The organism is Streptomyces sp. NPDC048353 (genome assembly GCF_055587165.1).
In genome coordinates this window covers 1074397-1091831 of sequence record NZ_JBVJGU010000003.1, presented here as the reverse complement: position 1 = coordinate 1091831, position 17435 = coordinate 1074397, and the positions used below count along the sequence as shown (strand labels likewise).

The window sequence follows — 17435 nt, the reverse complement described above, 5'->3', positions numbered from 1 at the left end:
TCCCTCCCCTCCCTGCTGAACAGGACATTGTCCGGAACCGGAAGTGCACAGCGATTTACAGGCGGTTGCGGGCGCCCCAATCCTGGTCCCAGTTCCGCCGCCGCTGTTCACCCCTTCAGCGTCGTGCGGCGGAGCTTCCCATGCCGTCCCACCCCACGGTGGCCGACCCCGGCCACGGGGACGGCATGCCTGGACAAGGAGCATCGATGCGCCACAGACCTGCAGTGCCTGCACGCAAGATATTCGGGACGGCGCTCGCCGCCGGACTGGCCGCCACAGTGCTGGCGATCGTGCCGGGGACGGCGGGCGCCGTCGAGGGAAGCGTCCCCGGAGCCGGTGCGCCCCTTCCCGCATCGGGAGCGTCGCAGACGGGCGCCGCGGCGCCGGTGACCGACGGGCCCGTCGAGCGCCTCATCGTCGGCTACACGTCCGGGGCCACGGAGGCCAGGTCCGACGACGCGGCGGCCAGGGACGCCGAGGCCAAGGGCAAGAAGGCCGGTGAGTCCCTCGGCTTCGAGCGCCGCCTGGGCACCGGAGCCGCGCTGGTCGACCTCGGCGCCGAACTCGGCCAGAAGGACGCGGCCGACGTCATGGCCGCCTTCCGTGCCGACCCCGACGTTGCGTACGCCGTCCCGGATCGCCGTGTGTACGCCACGGCCGCCGCGCCGAACGACACCTACTACGACCGCCAGTGGGACCTGTTCGAGGCCGCGGCCGGCATGAACGTCCCCGGCGCCTGGGACAAGGCGACCGGTGAAGGCGTCAAGGTCGCCGTCATCGACACCGGCTACGTCGCCCACTCCGATCTCACCGCCAACGTGATCACCGGGTACGACTTCATCACGGACACACGGATGTCCCGCGACGGCGACGGCCGCGACAACAACGCCGCTGACAACGGCGACTGGATGAACAGGGGCGACTGCGGCGTCGACGAGCTCGGCCGGCCGGTCCCCGACAGCGACAGGAACAACTCCTGGCACGGCACCCACGTGGCCGGCACCATCGCCGCCACCACCGGCAACGGCAAGGGTGTCGCCGGCATCGCACACGACGCGACCGTCCAGCCCGTCCGCGTACTCGGGTGGTGCGGCGGCACGGACGCCGACATCATCGACGCCATCACCTGGGCGTCCGGCGGTCCGGTGCAGGGTGTGCCCGCCAACCCGCACCCGGCCGACGTCATCAACATGAGCCTCGGCGGTGCCGGTGTCTGCAACCCCGGCACCCAGAACGCCATCAACGGCGCGGTGGGCCGTGGCACGACCGTCGTCGTGGCGGCCGGCAACAGCAACATGAACGCAACCGGCTTCCAACCGGCCAACTGCAACAACGTCATCACCGTCGCCGCCTCCGACCGTGAGGGCAACCGCGCCGCCTACTCCAACTACGGCAACATCGTCGACGTCACCGCCCCCGGCGGAGAGACCGCCCTCGGTTCCGCGACCGGCATCTGGTCCACGGTGAACGCCGGCCTTCGCAACACCGGCAACGAGACGTACGCGGCATACCAGGGCACCAGCATGGCCGCCCCGCACATCGCGGGCCTCGCCGCGCTGATGAACCAGGCGAGCCCGTCCATGACGCCCGCCCAGATCGAGTCCGCGATCAAGGCCAACGCCCGCACACTGCCCGGCACCTGCTCCGGAGGCTGCGGCGCCGGACTCGCCGACGCGGCCCGGACGCTCGGCGCGTCCGGCGGGACCGGCTCGCAGCCCGCCGGCACGGTGTTCACCAACGCGGCCAACGTGAACATCCCTGACACCAACACCCCGATCACCTCCTCCCTCGCGGTGACGGGCATCAGCGGCAACGCGCCGACAGCTCTCAAAGTGGCCGTCGACATCAAGCACACCTACCGCGGTGACCTGCGCATCGAGCTCGTCGCCCCGAACGGCGGCACCACTCAGCTCAAGACCCCCAGCTCCGGCGACAGCGCGGCCGACGTCATCACCACCTTCACCGTCAACGGCTCCGGCGCGGCCGCCGGCGGCACCTGGAAGCTGCGGGTGACGGACGTCTACAGCGGTGACACCGGCTACATCGACTCCTGGAGCCTCACCTTCTGACAGCTCCACCCCTCCTGCCCGAACCAGGGGCCTGCCGATGCCGAGGAGGGCATCGGCAGGCCTCAGGTCCCCCCGTGACAGGAACTACAGGACCGCGCGTTGCGCGGCGGAGCTTCCCATGCCCTCCCACCCAGTGTGGCTACCCCCGGCCACAGCGACCGGCATGCCCGAACAAGGAGCATCGATGCACCGGAGAACCGCACTGCCCGCACGGAAGATACTCGGGACGGCGCTCGCCGCCGGTCTGGCCGCCACCGCACTGGTGGCCGTGCCGGGGACGGCTGCCGCCGCCGAAGGAAGCATTCTGGGAGCCGGCGCGCGCAACGCCGTCAAGGACAGTTACCTCGTCGTCCTCAAGGACGGTAGCGCGACGGCGAAGGGTGTGGAGCAGAGCAAGGCCGACCTGACCCTGCGCTACGGCGGCAAGGTCGGGCACACCTACACCTCCGCGCTCAAGGGCTTCTCCGTCAGGATGACCGAGAAGCGGGCCAAGCGGCTCGCCGCCGACCCGGCGGTCGCCTACGTCGAGCAGGACGCCAAGGGCTCCCTGCAGGCGGTTTCCTCCTGGGGCCTGGACCGTGTCGACCAGAGGGTTCTGCCGCTCAACGGCGCTTACACGGCACCCAACACCGCGGCGGGCGTCACCGCGTACGTCATCGACTCCGGCATCCGCACCTCGCACAACGACTTCGGTGGACGCGCGTCCTGGGGCACGAACACCATCGACAGCAACAACACCGACTGTCACGGGCACGGCACCCATGTCGCCGGCACCCTCGGCGGCGCGTCCTATGGTGTGGCCAAGGGGGTCAGGCTGGTCGGGGTCAAGGTCGCCGACTGCGCCGGCAACCTGAGTTCGACGAATATCGCCGCCGGCATCGACTGGGTCGCGCGCAATGCCGTGAAGCCCGCGGTGGCCAACTTGAGCTTGGAGTACCCCAGCCAGGCCGTGGCGACGGCCGTGAAGAACTCCGTGGCCTCCGGCATCGTCAACGTCGTCGCGGCCGGCAACGACTACGGCTCCGACGCCTGCTACGTCACGCCCGCGAAGGTGCCCGAGGCCATCACCGTCGGTGCGAGCGCCCGCAACGACAGCAGGTGGATCCGCTCCAACATCGGCCCCTGCATCGACCTCTTCGCGCCTGGCGATGCCATCGTCTCGGCCGGCATCACGAGCAACACCGCCTCCGCGACGATGTCCGGTACGTCGATGGCCGCCCCGCACGTGGCGGGCGCCGCCGCGCTCTACCTCTCGGCCAACCGGACGGCCACACCCGCCCAGGTGCAGTCCGCCCTCAAGAACAACGCCACCAAGGGCAAGCTGACCGGCATCGGAGCCGGATCACCCGACAACCTTCTCTACACCGGCTTCATCGGCCACTGACGGCCTGGCCCCTACGACAGCCTGTCCGGCCGGACCCCCCACTTCTCAGCCCGCCGGCCGGACAGGCCTGGGGCTCCCCCCCATACGCCGAACGAGGTTCCCGTGCGAACGAAGGTCGCCCACTGGCTCGCCGCAGCCGGCAGCGGCACCGACCGGCAACCACGGCCACACCGGCACTGATCTCCCCGAGCGGCCGCGGCCGCTCGGGCGCCTGACACGAGGAGACCTCCATTCATGAAGCCGAAGAGCCTGGGCCTCGCAGCGGCGGCTGTGGCGTTACTGCTGCTCGGAGGGTGCCACGCGCTGGCGGCCATGGAACCGGAACCCGAGCCGATCGTCATCGGGACGGCCAGTGGCTTGTCAGGTTTCGACCCGGCGGGAACATACGACAGCGGGTCGCTTGCCGTGTACAACAACATCTACCAAGCCCTGCTCACCTTCGATGCGGGGTCGCCGGTACCCCGAGCTGATGCGGCCAAGGAGTGCGGTTTCACCGACTCCGCACTCACCACCTATCGATGCGAGCTCCGTGATGACCTCGTCTTCTCCCATGGTCGTCCGGTCACCGCCATGGCAGTGAAGCATTCCTTCGAACGCATCCTGCGCATCAGCCATCCCCTGGGGCCGCGCACGCTGTTCGGAAATCTGCGCTCGGTCGAGGCCCGCGACTCGCTCGTGACATTTCACCTCAGTGCGCCGGATGCCACATGGCCCCACAAGATCGCCACAGGAGCCGGTTCGATCGTCGATCCGGCCGAGTTCCCTCTTGATCGGCTGCGCACGGACGGGAAAACGGTCGGATCCGGTCCCTATGTGGTCTCCGCCCATACGGAGGGCAAGGCTGTCGACCTTGAACCGAATCCGACGTACAAGGGGGCGGTGAAACGGCAGGGCATACCGATTCGCGTGCGTTTCTACCCGACGGCACAAGACGTCGAGACGGCCTGGACGGCGAGGACCATCGACGTCGCCTACAGCGGACTGCCGTCCGCGTCCCTTGCCGAGATCGATCCCGCCGACCCGGAACTCCGCCTCTCCATCGGGGAGGGCACACACGCGCGCTACCTCGCCATCAACCTGCGCTCCCCGAGCAGCCCCTTGACGAAGCTCGCCGTCCGCCGAGCCGTCGCCGCCCTCGTGGACCGCGGGAGACTGGCCGCAGAGGTGTTCGCATACACGGTGACGCCGCTGTACTCCCTCGTTCCCCAAGGCATCACCGGTCATGACACCGCGTTCCTGGACGAATACCCCGAGGCGGATTCCCGGTACGCGGCACAGCGTCTCCGTTCCGCCCGCATCGCCCTTCCGGTACCCATCACCCTGGGCCATCAGAACGGCCCCGCCGCCATGGAAGCGAAGGAACTGAAACGGCAATTGGAGAAGAATCACCTGTTCAAAGTGGAGCTCGTCGAAGAAGCCGACTGGAACACCTACCAAAAGCGTTGCGAGCGCGGCGAGTTCGACGCCTTCACCACCGCGTGGGCTCCCGACTTCCTCGACCCCGACACCTTCGTGCAACCGCTGGTGGGTACACGCAATACGCTGCACAACGGATACACCTCGGCCGAGGTCGACAGGGCGATCCAGGACACACAGCGGCACGCCGACCGCGGGGAGACCATTCCGCAGTTCCTGGCGATCCAGCGAACCGTCGCACGGGACGTCCCCCTCATCCCCCTATGGCAGAAGAAGAACTACGTGGTAACCCGCGCTACCGTCACCGGGGGCCACCACTTGGCCGAGGGCAACGGAATCTGGCGCCTGTGGGAACTGGGACGGCTCTGAAGCCGCTGAGCGCAGACCACCAGGACCGCCCGATGCTGCGCAGGCCGTGCGAGCGCGCTGCGGTTCTCCCGGGCTTCTCCGTAGGCCAGGGCGGGGTCCGCTCCGGTGTGATCCCCGGCCGTCCCCTCGACCGTGTGGGTCAGACAGTCGGCCGGGCGTCGATCTCGGCGATGAGGCCCTCGATGAGTGCCTTGATCTCGTCCCGGATGGGGCGGACGGCCTCCACGCCCTGTCCGGCAGGGTCGTCCAGCCGCCAGTCCAGGTACGTCCTGCCGGGGAAGTACGGGCAGGCGTCGCCGCAGCCCATGGTGATGACGTAGTCGGAGGTCCGGACGGCCTCGGGGGTCAGCACCTTGGGCCGCTGCGCGGAGATGTCGATGCCCAGCTCGGCCATGGCGGCCACCGCGGAGGGGTTGATCCGGTCGCCGGGCAGGGAGCCGGCGGAACGGACCTCGACGCGGTCTCCGGCGAGGTGGCGCAGGAACCCGGCGGCCATCTGGGAGCGGCCGGCGTTGTGGACGCAGACGAAGAGGACGGACGCGGCAGGGATGGAGGGCATCGTTCTTCCTTGCGGATCGTGGGTCAGGCGACGCCTCGACGGATGTGACAGTATCAGCCCATGCTGACATCAGTCGACACTGATCTGATCCGGGTGCTGGCCGACCCTCTCAGGCTCCGGATCGTGACTCTGCTCGCCCGGGAGACGCTCTGCACCACCCATCTCGTGGAGGAGACGGGGGCGAGGCAGACGAACCTCTCCAATCACCTGAAGGTGCTGCGAGAGGCCGGCGTCGTCGATACGGAGCCGTGCGGCAGGTACACCTACTACCGGCTGCGCCCGGAGGTCGTCGAGACCCTCGCCGGGCACTTCACCGACCTCGCCCGCGCCGCGCGTGCCACCGCTGACGCGGGCCTCAAGCGGTCGTGTCCGTAAGCCTTCTTGTTCGCTGCTCGCATGTCGTGCCCCACCTGCCCGAGGAGACCCTGACGTGACCGCCACCGAGCCCGCCGAGAAGGGCGCCATAGCCCGCGAGGTGTCGCCGGCGCCCGTGCCCGGCGCGACCCCGCCCCGCCCTCCGCTGCCGGCCCGGGCGGCCGCCGAGTTCGTCGGCACCGCCGCCCTGGTCGCGGTCGTGGTCGGCTCCGGCATCCAGGCCACCCGGCTCACCGACGACGTCGCGCTGCGGCTGCTGGCCAACTCCACCGCCACCGTCTTCGGCCTCGGCGTTCTCATCGCGCTTCTCGGACCGGTCTCCGGCGCCCATTTCAACCCGGCCGTCACCCTGGCCGAGTGGTGGACGACCCGCCGTCGTGGCGGCGCGGGTGTCGACGCTCGCGAGTCGGCGGTGTACGTGTCCTCCCAGATCGTCGGTGCGATCGCGGGCGCCATTCTGGCGGACGCGATGTTCGGCGAGCCGCTGGTGCAGTGGTCCACCCACGACCGCTCGGCCGGGAACCTCCTCCTCGGGGAGGTCGTCGCCACGGCCGGGCTGATCCTGCTGATCTTCGGCCTGGCGAGGACGGGCCGCCTGCGCTTCGCGCCCGTCGCGGTGGCCGCGTACATCGGCGCCGCGTACTGGTTCACGTCGTCGACCTCCTTCGCCAACCCGGCCGTCACCATCGGCCGTGCCTTCACGGACACGTTCGCGGGCATCGCTCCGGCGTCGGTCCCGGCCTTCGTCGGCATGCAGCTCGTGGGTGCCGTGGTGGGGCTGGCCCTGGTGTCCGTCGTCTTCGCGCGCGGCAAGGCCGTGTACGAGCAGGACGTGTACGAACAGGACGCATAGGGTCGGGACACATGTGACCAGGCCACATGTGACCGGGCCGCATGTCACCGGGCCGCATGTGTCCGGCGCGTGGTGTGCGTCAGTGCCTGGGAAAGGCGCTCACACGCTGCCCGGCCGGGTCAACAGCTGCCCCATGGCCGCCAGTACGGCCGGCTCGACGCGGTAGTAGACCCAGGTGCCGCGACGCTCGGACGACAGCAGCCCCGCCTCTTTGAGCTTCTTCAGGTGGTGGGAGACGGTCGGCTGGGAGACGCCGACGTCCGAGATGTCACACACGCAGGCTTCGCCGCCCTCGTGCGAGGCCACCAGCGAGAACAGGCGCAGGCGCACCGGGTCGCCCAGCGCCTTGAACATCACGGCGCTCCGCTCGGCCTCTTCGGCCGTCAAGGGGCGTTCGGTCAACGGCGGGCAGCAGGGCGCGGGGGCGTCCGGCTCGAGCAGGGGAAGCGCCTTCGTAGCGGACATGGCTCCATCATCCGCATAAATTCGATGAATGTCTATGTTGACGAATGTCGATCCAGGGACCACTCTGGGAGGGTCGTTACATCGACACTCGTCGAATCAGCGGGAGTCCGTCGTGGCCACGTCCAGCGCACCCTTGCCCGTCGTCGTCATCGGGGCCGGTCCCACCGGTCTCGCGGCCGCCGCCCACCTCCGCGCACGCGGGCTGCAGCCCCTCGTCCTGGAGGCCGGTCCCGCTGCCGGCGCGGCGGTCCGGGAGTGGGCGCACGTACGGCTGTTCTCCTCCTGGGGCGAGGTCGTCGACCCCACCGCCGAGAAGCTCCTCGCCCCGACCGGCTGGGTCATGCCGGAGCCGGGCGCCTACCCCTCCGGAGGGGAGTGGGCCGAGCTCTACCTCCAGCCCCTCGCCGACGCCCTCGGCGAGCAGGTCCGCTACGGCGCCCGCGTCACCGGCGTCTCCCGCACCGGCCGCGACCGCGTCGTCGACGCCGAGCGCGCGTCGCAGCCCTTCGTCGTGCAGTACGAGACCACCGACGGGCGGGAGCGGCGCACCCTGGCCCGTGCCGTCATCGACGCCTCCGGCACCTGGGCCACCCCCGGCCCGGCCGGCGGCAGCGGGCTGCCCGCCCTCGGTGAGAAGGCCGCCGCCGACCGGATCACCTACCGCGTCCCGGACCTGAAGGACCCGACCGTCCGGGCTCGCTACGCGGGCCGGCGCACCGCCGTCATCGGCTCCGGCGCCTCCGCCTTCACCGCACTCGCCCACCTCGCCGCCCTCGCCGAGGCGGAGGACGGCGCGGGCACCCACACCACCTGGATCCTGCGCCGCTCCCTCGCCGGGTCCACGTTCGGCGGCGGCGAAGCGGACCGGCTTCCCGCCCGCGGCGCCCTCGGCCTCGCCGCGAAGGCCGCGGTCGACGCCGGACACGCCGACGCCGTCACCGGCTTCCGCACCGAGGCCGTCGAACGCGCCGGGGACGGTCGCCTGACCCTGGTGGGGGAGGACGGCCGCCGCCTCGATCCGGTCGACGAGGTCATCGTCCTGACCGGCTTCCGCCCCGACCTCACGTTCCTCGACGAACTCCGCCTCGGCCTCGACGAGCGACTCCAGGCACCGGCCGGGCTGGCCCCCCTGATCGACCCGAACCAGCACTCCTGCGGCACCGTCCCGCCGCACGGCGTGCGCGAACTCTCCCACCCGGACGAGGGCGTCTACCTCGTCGGCATGAAGTCCTACGGCCGGGCCCCGACCTTCCTCGCGATGACCGGTTACGAACAGGTCCGCTCCGTCGCCGCTGCCCTCGCCGGCGACCACGAGGCCGCCGAGCGCGTCGAACTGACCCTCCCCGAGACCGGCGTCTGCGGAGGAGCGGGCCTCTTCGACGAGCCGGAGGCCGCCGAACCGCCCGGCGGCGGCTGCTGCGCGACGATGCCGGCCACCCTCACCCCCTCCGCCGTGCGATCCACGGCACCAGACGCCGCTCCCTGACCCGGCCTGATCGACAAGACACCCCCTAGAGGCACAACACACGCACCAGAGCCTTCAACGCGGTGTCGTTGAGGGCCGTGCGGTGGGCGAGTTTGTTGCGGGACTGCCAGAGGGTGCGCAGGTGGTCGGCCTCCGTCTGGGTGAGCCGTGCGTGGCCCTGGAGATAGGCGCGCCACATCGGACCGAGTTCCATTTCGCCTCGCCGGCCGTAGAGCGCGGCGAACTCGGCTTGCGGCAGGCGCGATCCGGCGCTGATGACTTCGGTGAACTTCTCGCGGGCTTCGTCCAGCAGGGGCAACAAGGCGTGGTTCTGGGCGAGCCAGATCCGGGTGCGCACGGCGTGGTCGTGTTCGGCTCCGCCGTCGGGGAGGCGGCGCAGTCGCCCGTCCCATCTTTCGAGCGTGCCCCGGTCCCATTCGGGACGCAACGACGCGCTGGGATGGAGCGGGGCCGCGGTCGGTTCCGTACGCCGACCCCTCGGTGCGGGGATCCCGTCAGGTATCGATCCGACCGTGAGCTGCCGGAGTTGCGCCGGAAGGCTGTCCGGAAGTCCGTCCCACGCGACCGCCAGCCGTGCCGCCAGCTCGAGGAACGGGCCGCACACTTCGACCACGGTGGCCTGTGCGACCGCTTCGAGGAGCTGGTGCCGGGCGGCCGGGCCGGCCGGGCGGGGTCTGGCCATGGCGACGACGGTGGCGGTGTCCAGACGGCCCAGGGCGCCCCACCACCAGTGCACGCCGATGTCCTCGCGGGCGATCTGTTCCGGCAGTTCCACGGGCAGGCCCGCCGAGGTGGCCAGCACCAGCAGCCGTGGGCGCCGTTCCGGAGGCAGGCCGGCCGCTTTGACCGTGGCGGACAACCGCCGCAGCAGGTCGGTCGCATCGGGCGGCGCGGGCTCCTGCCAGCCGCGCACGACGATCACCCGTGTCGCGTGGGGGTCGCCGGCGGTGGTGAGGCGTTCGAGGAGTCCTTCGACCCCGGTCCGCCTCCAGTCCTGGTCGCCGGCCGAGCCGCCCAGTTCCTTTTCGATCCGGTCGGGCAGGCCGGGGTAGCCGGGCTCCTCGTCCTGGACGTGGGGCGCCGGAGCCGTGCGCGCCGGCGGAACCGCCGCGATCTGCGTGCGCACGGTCGAGAACGCGGACAGCCCGTCGTCGTAGTCCAGGATCGGTTCCGTGCCGCCCCACGGGTCCCCGTGCACGGCAGGCGGCGGGGCCGGGACGCGGGCCCCGGGCGCCGCACCGCCACCGGGCGCGGGGACCAGGACGAAATCCGCCAGTTCGTGCAGCAGCTCGTCGATCAGGGCCTCGGCGGCGGCCGGGGTGCCGGACACCTGTGCCTCGGGGAACAGGCACAGGCAGCTCTTCCCCGACCGCAGGTCGCCCAGCAGCCGGCGCGTCCACAGTCGGACTCCGGGCAGCAGGGTCAGCTCGATCCCGGAGGGCGCAGGGGACAAGGGAGTCACGCCGGTTCCGAGAGGACCTGAAGCGCCCGGAACGTGATCCGGTCCAGCGAACAGCCTTCCGGCCCGTCGTCCAGCACACCGTGGTCGAGCAGCCGGCCCACGAGCGCCCCGACGTCCTCGATCCGCAACCCGGTGACCGACGCGATATCGGCGTAGGCACACTTCTCGCCCGGTTTCAGGTACTGACTCCACTCGGTCAGCACCTCCGTCAGACGGGTGTCGAGCCCGACCTGCTGCAGGTGTCTGCGGGCGAAATCGGGCCGCCCGATGAAGTGCCGCACGTCCTCCAGGGCTGCTTCGAGCGTGGACCCCTCCCGAGTGATGCGGTGTACGGTCCGCTCCAGCAGGTGGGGCCATCCACCGGTGAGCTCCACCACCCGCCGCCGCTTGTCCGGGGTGTCGAACGGACACTCGGGCCAGGCGCGCAGACTGTCCGCGGTCCACCGTTCGGGACGCACCACGCAGGTGATGAGTTCATCCTTCCGGCCGAGCTCGGCCGGGCCCACCAGCAGGACCGCGGTCAGGTGAGGCGCTCCGTTCTCCGGCCGGGAGGCATCGGCGAGCAGGGCCGTGGTCCAGTCGGTGACCTCGGCCGATCCGCTGCCCCGGACGTCGGCCAGGATCAGGCACGGCCGACCGCCCGCGCTCGCGCCCCGGCCCTCTGTCAGAGCGCGCGGCGATTCGCCGGGGACGGCTTCCCGGAAGTCCAGTCCCCGTGCCGTGGAGTACGACTCCACCGCACGCTTGACGAGCCCCGGCCCGTGCGCATCGGTCAGACACACCGCGGCCACCCCGGGGGCCGTCACCAGGTTCAGCTGGTGCTCCGTGAGCGGACTGTAGCGAGCGACGCCCCCGCCGTCGGCCCCCGCGAAGCGCCGTGAAAAGCGCGGGTTGTAGTCGTAAGGAAGGTCGAATTCGGTCTGCCTCAGCTCCAGTTCGAGGTCTTCCCGGGTCCCCAACATGCTGACCACGTTCGGGCTGCGCACGGCGTACAGACGCGGGTCCGCCAACTGGATGAGCAGGCCCAGGCCCACCATCTCGTCCAAGTAGATCTTCACATCGCTCGCGGTGAGCGAACTGAACCCGTCCCGCCAGCGCTCCCTGGCCGCCCTCAGGAGCTCGTCGGCGTCGTAGCCGTACCGGTAGCGGTCCTTCTGGCTGCGCAACGCGATCACGAGGGCGAGGACCCGGTAGCGGTCCTCGAGGTTGATGGTGATCCGCAGCCGCTCGGCGATGTGCCGGTGCACTTGGGCCGATCCCGTCACCGACCGGACGTCCTCCTCCGACACGGAGAGCGGCCATGTGGCCGAGGCGAGTGACTTCGCACGGAGGACCGCGACGAGCCGCTCACAGAAGATCTGGACCAGACACGCCTGGTAGTTCGTCGCGGCGAGTACCCGCCAGACCAGCTCGGGCCGCTCGAAGCGGTATCCGAAGGCCGCCATCGGTTCGACCACCAGGCGTTGCGCCTCGGTCGGTTTCAGCGTGCTGATCAGTACATCGGGACCGCCGTGCGTCAGTGGCACGTTGGACAGATGGCTGAACCTCTGGACCTGATGGAGACCCGCGAAGACGATCTTGAAGCGGCGGTCGGTACGGTCCATCAGCCCCTTGAGCCGCAGCACGTTGGAGAAGGTGGCTTCCCCGCCCCGGCCGCGTACCGCCTTGGAGTCCGCCGTCAGGAAGGCATCGGCCTCGTCGGCGAGTACCAGAACGCGCCTGTCGTGACTTTCTTCCAGCCACTTCTCGACCCTCGCGAGCATGTCGTCCGGCGTGTGGGCGACATCCGACTTCCCACTCAGGACGCCCACGCGCTTCAGCTCGTCTTCGAGGACCGCCCAGATGCGTTCGGCCGGCTCGGCCTCGCCCACACCGCGCGCCTTGAGGTCGACGTAGATCGCCTTGCGCCCGGGCGTACCCGGGAACGACGCCTGCACCTTGCGCAGGAGGGCGGACTTCCCCAACTGGCGCCCGCCGTAGAGGAACAGGGCTCCGAGCGGGTCCGTGACAGCGGCGATCTCCTCCTGCCGGCCGTAGAAGACCTCCGGCGGCACGAGCCCGGCCACGAACGGGGTGTACGGGTTGTACGCCGTCCAGGGGAGGGTCACCCGCTGAGTGGCGCGGAAGGACCGCGGAGAGCGGGCCGCCACCCAGCCGAACACGGCAGGGTCCACCACCAGCGCCTGTTGGGAGGAGGCCGCCCGCGCACGGGCGGCCATCTCCCGGCGGCCGTTCAGTCGCAGCGGAAACAGGTAGAGGATCAGGCAGGCCCCGGAGTCGCGGCTGTCGAGCAGTTCCAGCGGGCTGCGACCGCGCTGCTCGTCGGAGACCACGAGGATCGTGTACGAGGACGCGGCCGAGCCCAGCGCGGCCACGTAACCGGGGGCCGATTCGCTCGCCCGTGCCCGGGCGGTGAGCCGCATGACACCGCGCACCTCGTGCCGCTGGTCCCGGGCGGGCGTCTGCGAGCATTCCAGACCCAGCACGCGCAGGACCGACGGGATGTGGCGCTGCCACTCCGAGCCCCGGGTCGCCGGGCGGCACAGGGCGTCCCAGGAGTCCAGCCCGCTCCGCGCCCCCTCGGTGAGGGGCTCGCCGTCCAGGTAGAAGTCGGCCCAGGACCGGGCGGAGTACCCCTGGGCGCCGGACTTGCGCACCCCGGACCGCTCGATGCCGGCGGTGAAGCGCTCCAGCTCCGCGCCCGAGTCCGTACTGCTCCAGTCGGGGAGGGGCTTGCCCTCGCGCAGCAGGGCGAGGCACTCCTCGGCGGTGACCGTGTCCCCGGCATCGAGCAGCGAGGTGAGGCGCTGCTGTTCCTCGGCCGGCGGATGCAGCGTGGCGAGGCTTTCGCGGAGGTGCTCCACGTACTCCCGGATCTTCGCCCGCATCTCGCCCTCGAGGGCGGCAATGCCGGCGCAGGCCCGTCCGAAGGCGCCTTCCGGTTCGGGTCGGCCAAGCTCTTCGAGACGGCCGACGAGCTCCCGTTCGGTCTGTATGTCGAGCTGCTGCGTGCGCAGTTCGGCGAGGAGGGCGCCGGCCGCGGCGTGCGCCTTCCGGTGCACGTGGCTCCATCGCGACCACTCCGGATCGCGCAACTGACGCCAGTCGCGCGGTACGGCGTCGAGGCCGGTAGGGAGGGCGGGGACGAGGTCCTGTTCCAGCGCCGCGACGAGGGCGTCGGCGAGATGCAGGTCGCCCCGCTCGAAGTACCTCCGGAGCACCGCGCGCGCGTCCACCGTCTCCAACAGCGTGAGGACCGTCTCCCCGAAGCCCTCCTCGTCGGGCAGGGGTGCCCCGTCGGCCGACCGGGGCAGCTCCGGGGCGGCGAGCAGGGACTCCGCCCGCGGCTGGTCCACGGCGTGTACGGCGTCGAGGTCCCGTGCCGGGACGGCGGCGCCGGAGGATCGGTCGCCCTCGAGCAGCCACGAGCGCAGCCGCAGCAGCGCGGCGCCTTCGACCCCCGGCGGGGGTTCTTCGTGACGTACCTGGTCCAGAGCGTGGCGAAGGCCGGTGGTGTTGTCCGCGCGTTCGTCGACGACGGGAGCGGCCAGGGCCCGGGCACGCGTCAGGAGGTCGGAAACCTGCTCGATGCTCCGCAGCAGAGCCCGCTTGGCAGCGGCCTCGATCGGTTCCTTCGCCTGCTTCGGGGTGCGGATCTCGGCGTCCGCTTCCTCGATCATCCGTTCCGCCGAGCCGCGCTTGCGGAAGAGCTCCCATATCCGGTCGAGGTCGCCGGGACCGGCGGCGCCGGCCGCCCAGGCACTGACTCCGTCCAGTGCCTTCCCCAAGGGCTGGTCCGAGTCGATGAGACGGGTCCTGACCTGGGTCGCACGGGTGTAACCGATGCGCTGGCGCCGCAGGGCGTCCCGCAGCTCGGCGGCCTCGGAGGAGAGCTGATCCGCGGTAAGTCCCGTCACGCTGGCGGTGGTCAGGCGCGTCGCACTGAGGTCGAGCCGGTGGTAGCGCCGTAGCGCGTCGACGGCTCGCGCGAGGAGCTTGCCCCAGTTCCCGGGGACCGTCGAGGAGAGGTCCGTCTGGATCAGGAGGTCGTTGGGCCACCCCGCCAGCAGGCCGGCCCGCAACGACGCCACGGCGGCCAGCACCAGGGCCGGCCGGTCGGCTTGGAGCTGCTGGATCTCCGGGTCGAAGCCGGTCATGACGGCCACGGCCTCCGCTTCGTCGCCGCATGCGAAGGCGGCCTCGGCGAAGGCGAGGCAGTCGGCGCGGTGCGGAAGCTCCGCCGAGCCGACCGTCGTCCAGTAGGCCTCTTGAAAACGGCCCTGGCCGATGAGCGTGGCCACGGCGGCCTCGCCGTCCCCCCTCGCCACCGGGTTCCAGGGCAGGAACTGCGGCTTCGGCGGGGCCGCCGGGCCGGCGGCCGCGGACGCCGTGCCCGTCGGGGCATCCGAGCCGTCCGTACGGGCACGGTCCGACGGCGGGGCTTGATCGGCTGCCGCGCGCGGTCCGGGGGTGAACGCCGGGCTCGGCTGGGGGACGCGCTCGACGGGCGGTGTCGGGGCCTTCGCCGCCGCCGGTGGGGCGGGCGGCGTGAGCGCGGCGGCCGTGGGCCGGGGGGTGTTGGCCGGGGCGGGCGCCGGGACCGTGGCGGGTACGTGGTGCTGCTCCGGGTCCGGGCCGGCCTCAGGCTCCGGGGCCGGGGCTGGGGTCGGCTCGGGAGCCGGGGTCGGCTTGGGTTCCAGGGTCGGCTTGGGTTCCGGGGTCGGCTCGGGTTCCAGGGCCGGAGCCTCAGGCTCCGGGTCTGGTGCTGCCGCCTTGGGCACCGGGGCCGGCTCTGACACGGTCTCCGGCTCCGACTCGGTCTCCGGCTCCGGTGTCGTTGCCCTCGCAGGCTCGGGGACTTCCTCGGGCTCAAGGGCGCGGGCCGGCCCGGGCGTGGGGAGGAGATCGTTCGGCGGCGCGCCGACGGGGGAGACCGCCGCCGCGAGTTCGCCGATGCGCGCTTCCAGCACGGTCAGCGACTCCTGCAGCGGGATGCGGTGCGGTGCGTCGGACGCGGTCCTGGCCAGGAGCGCGCGGAGGCCCTCGCGGTCCGCGCCCAGCATGCGCAGCTCTTCGGCGCGCTGGGCCGCGGTCTCGCGCAGCTCCCTGACGATCTCGTCGAGTTCGGCGAATCCCGCTTCACCGGGCCAGGCCCGGCCGTTGCCGGCGAGCCTGTCCGCGATCCGGGACCGAGCCTGCCGCCATTCGTCCAGCCGCACGTCCAGCCGGCCCGAAACGGCCCGGCCCTCTTGGACCAGGGCGCGTGCCTCTTCCAACGCCCGGCTCAGTTCCGCCGACATTTCGCCGAGCGCCTCGCGCGACGCGAGCAGCTCGCCCTCGGTGACGTCCAGGGTCAACAGGTCGCTCTCTTCCCCTTGCACGACATGTGCCATGTCTGCTTCCGCCTCGGCGTCCGAACCAGCTGATCCCTCGGCCGCGCCCTCGGCCTCGGCCTCGTCGAGCGGACGGCACGGCCCTGCGTCCTGCTCGCACCGGCACGGGGTCCCGGCGGTCGAGGCGGCCGCCCACAGGTCGTCCCAGTGGTCCCCGACGGAACCGCCGTCGCTCAGGGGGCAGTCGAAGAGGCCGTACAGAGTGACGTGCGCGAGCACCGGGTCGATCTCGCACAGCCTCCGCCGCAGATGCTCCGGGTCAAGTGTCGACAGCTGCTCTGCCGGATGTCCGTAACACCGCTCCCAGCGGTGCATCGCCCAGCCGGCCGCGTGTTGCGCGATCGACGTGAGGCCGCCCGCGCTCGTGCGACTCAACCAGGTTCGTGCCGCCGTGACCTCGCGACGCCGCAAGCGCGGCGGCACTCCGTTCGCCGTCGTGACCAGCCCCGGGACGAGCGTCAACATTCCCGGGATACACAGCAGTTCACGGAGTGCGCGATCGTCCAGCTCGGTCACCCAGGCACGGAACCCGTCCCCCTTGGTGTTCATGGACGGATCTTGCCAGAAGCGCGAGCGGGCGCAGGGGGTTTCCGCAGGATCTGGGACCGCTGCCCGCCGCGAACCAGCCAGGTGTGGTCGGGTCCTACGAAGAGGCGGCGCAGGCCCGCGACGACCGGCCGCGAGCGCCTTCTCCACCGCATCTGACCGGCCCGACCGCGGTGAACGCCCGCCGTGTTTGGATGGGGAGCGACTGTTGCTGACGGATGTGACGCGCGCACTCGACGGTGACTGCGGTGGACCGCGGTGGTGCGTGAGGGAAGGACGAGCATGCGAGGCCAGCGGAAGGTCACCGTCGTCACCGGCGGGAGCCGGGGGATCGGTGCCGCGATCTGTCGACGGCTGGCGGCGGAGGGGCACGACGTCGTCGTCGGGTACCGGACGGACGAGGCGGCCGCCCGGGGCGTCGTGGCCGAGGTCGAGGCGGCCGGGGGCCGCGGGCTCGCCGTGGCCGTCGACACCGCCGTCGAGACCGCTGTCAACCGGCTCTTCGGCGCCGCGACCGACGCGTTGGGGCCGGTGACCGGCCTGGTGAACAACGCGGGCGTGAGCGGCCCCAACGGCCGGCTCGCCGACGCGGACGCCGAGGGGATGCGTACGGCCCTCGAGGTCAACGTGCTCGGCTACCTCCTGTGCGCGCGGCAGGCCGTCCGCGATATGACCGCGACCGGCGGCGGAGCGATCGTCAACATCTCCTCGGCCGCGGCGACCCTCGGCAGCCCCGGCCAGTACGTGCACTACGCCGCCACCAAGGCCGCGGTCGACGCCCTTACGGTCGGCCTGGCCAAGGAGGTCGCCGCCGACGGCATCCGCGTCAACTGCGTGGCCCCCGGCACCGTGTGGACCGATTTCCACGAGGACCCGCAGCGGCCGGCCCGGATCGCGCCGAACATCCCGATGGGCCGGTCGGGCCGGCCGGAGGAGATCTCCGGCGCCGTCGCGTGGCTGCTGTCGGACGACGCCTCCTACACCACCGGCGCGGTGCTGCGGGTGTCCGGGGGCCTGTGACCGGCCTCGAACAGCCCGCCCTTCCGACCGGCCGCGGC

11 protein-coding genes are annotated in these 17435 nt (G+C 71.4%); 7 read left to right on the top strand and 4 right to left on the bottom strand.

From position 1 onward, the window contains the following. Positions 1 to 206: 206 nt before the first annotated feature. The 3 genes from ACZ6RC_RS15075 to ACZ6RC_RS15065 all read left to right on the top strand — a co-directional run bounded on the left by ACZ6RC_RS15075 (position 207) and on the right by ACZ6RC_RS15065 (position 5238). Positions 207 to 2069, top strand: a complete 1863-nt coding sequence (locus tag ACZ6RC_RS15075; protein WP_469582699.1) for a S8 family peptidase — start codon at positions 207 to 209, stop codon at positions 2067 to 2069. 184 nt (positions 2070 to 2253) lie between these two features. Continuing rightward, positions 2254 to 3453 (top strand): S8 family peptidase, encoded by a 1200-nt coding sequence (locus tag ACZ6RC_RS15070; protein ID WP_469582696.1) that lies wholly within the window; start codon positions 2254 to 2256, stop codon positions 3451 to 3453. A gap of 234 nt (positions 3454 to 3687) precedes the next feature. Next, positions 3688 to 5238 carry an ABC transporter substrate-binding protein gene (locus ACZ6RC_RS15065; RefSeq protein WP_469582693.1) on the top strand — a complete coding sequence of 517 codons (1551 nt, stop codon included), beginning with the start codon at positions 3688 to 3690 and terminating at the stop codon, positions 5236 to 5238. Positions 5239 to 5377: 139 nt separating this feature from the next. Here ACZ6RC_RS15065 and ACZ6RC_RS15060 read toward each other — a convergent pair whose 3' ends face one another. Continuing rightward, positions 5378 to 5797 (bottom strand): arsenate reductase ArsC, encoded by a 420-nt coding sequence (locus tag ACZ6RC_RS15060; RefSeq protein ID WP_469582691.1) that lies wholly within the window; start codon positions 5795 to 5797, stop codon positions 5378 to 5380. A 60-nt stretch (positions 5798 to 5857) separates the two neighbouring features. Between ACZ6RC_RS15060 and ACZ6RC_RS15055 the strand changes: the two genes are divergently transcribed. Together ACZ6RC_RS15055 and ACZ6RC_RS15050 are read left to right on the top strand one after the other, a co-directional pair. After that, complete coding sequence (locus ACZ6RC_RS15055; RefSeq protein ID WP_453612231.1) at positions 5858 to 6172, top strand: ArsR/SmtB family transcription factor; 315 nt, start codon at positions 5858 to 5860, stop codon at positions 6170 to 6172. Positions 6173 to 6227: 55 nt separating this feature from the next. Beyond that, the gene (locus ACZ6RC_RS15050) at positions 6228 to 7025 is read left to right on the top strand and encodes an aquaporin (RefSeq protein ID WP_469582688.1); all 798 of its coding nucleotides are present in this window, start codon (positions 6228 to 6230) and stop codon (positions 7023 to 7025) included. Between the two features lie 99 nt (positions 7026 to 7124). Here ACZ6RC_RS15050 and ACZ6RC_RS15045 read toward each other — a convergent pair whose 3' ends face one another. Then, on the bottom strand, positions 7125 to 7490 hold the full coding sequence (locus ACZ6RC_RS15045) for an ArsR/SmtB family transcription factor (RefSeq protein ID WP_469582685.1): 366 nt from the start codon (positions 7488 to 7490) through the stop codon (positions 7125 to 7127). Between the two features lie 112 nt (positions 7491 to 7602). On the opposite strand from ACZ6RC_RS15045, the gene ACZ6RC_RS15040 reads away from it, so the two are divergent. Continuing rightward, positions 7603 to 8976: an FAD-dependent oxidoreductase gene (locus ACZ6RC_RS15040; protein WP_469582681.1), complete on the top strand. Its 1374-nt coding sequence runs from the start codon at positions 7603 to 7605 to the stop codon at positions 8974 to 8976. A 25-nt stretch (positions 8977 to 9001) separates the two neighbouring features. On the opposite strand, the gene ACZ6RC_RS15035 is transcribed toward ACZ6RC_RS15040, so the two are convergent. Continuing rightward, complete coding sequence (locus ACZ6RC_RS15035; RefSeq protein ID WP_469582678.1) at positions 9002 to 10438, bottom strand: hypothetical protein; 1437 nt, start codon at positions 10436 to 10438, stop codon at positions 9002 to 9004. After that, positions 10435 to 16206, bottom strand: a complete 5772-nt coding sequence (locus ACZ6RC_RS15030; protein WP_469582675.1) for a hypothetical protein — start codon at positions 16204 to 16206, stop codon at positions 10435 to 10437. The genes ACZ6RC_RS15035 and ACZ6RC_RS15030 overlap by 4 nt, the downstream gene beginning before the upstream one ends. Before the next feature lie 453 nt (positions 16207 to 16659). Here ACZ6RC_RS15030 and ACZ6RC_RS15025 point away from each other — a divergent pair, with 453 nt between their 5' ends. Further along, positions 16660 to 17397, top strand: a complete 738-nt coding sequence (locus tag ACZ6RC_RS15025; protein WP_469582673.1) for an SDR family NAD(P)-dependent oxidoreductase — start codon at positions 16660 to 16662, stop codon at positions 17395 to 17397. Positions 17398 to 17435 lie beyond the last annotated feature (38 nt).

Coding starts and splice junctions, on each gene's coding strand:
- ACZ6RC_RS15025 (WP_469582673.1), top strand. CDS start 16,660: ATGCGAGGCCAGCGGAAGGTCACCGTCGTCACCGGCGGGAGCCGGGGG.
- ACZ6RC_RS15045 (WP_469582685.1), bottom strand. CDS start 7,490: ATGTCCGCTACGAAGGCGCTTCCCCTGCTCGAGCCGGACGCCCCCGCG.
- ACZ6RC_RS15065 (WP_469582693.1), top strand. CDS start 3,688: ATGAAGCCGAAGAGCCTGGGCCTCGCAGCGGCGGCTGTGGCGTTACTG.
- ACZ6RC_RS15055 (WP_453612231.1), top strand. CDS start 5,858: ATGCTGACATCAGTCGACACTGATCTGATCCGGGTGCTGGCCGACCCT.
- ACZ6RC_RS15060 (WP_469582691.1), bottom strand. CDS start 5,797: ATGCCCTCCATCCCTGCCGCGTCCGTCCTCTTCGTCTGCGTCCACAAC.
- ACZ6RC_RS15070 (WP_469582696.1), top strand. CDS start 2,254: ATGCACCGGAGAACCGCACTGCCCGCACGGAAGATACTCGGGACGGCG.
- ACZ6RC_RS15075 (WP_469582699.1), top strand. CDS start 207: ATGCGCCACAGACCTGCAGTGCCTGCACGCAAGATATTCGGGACGGCG.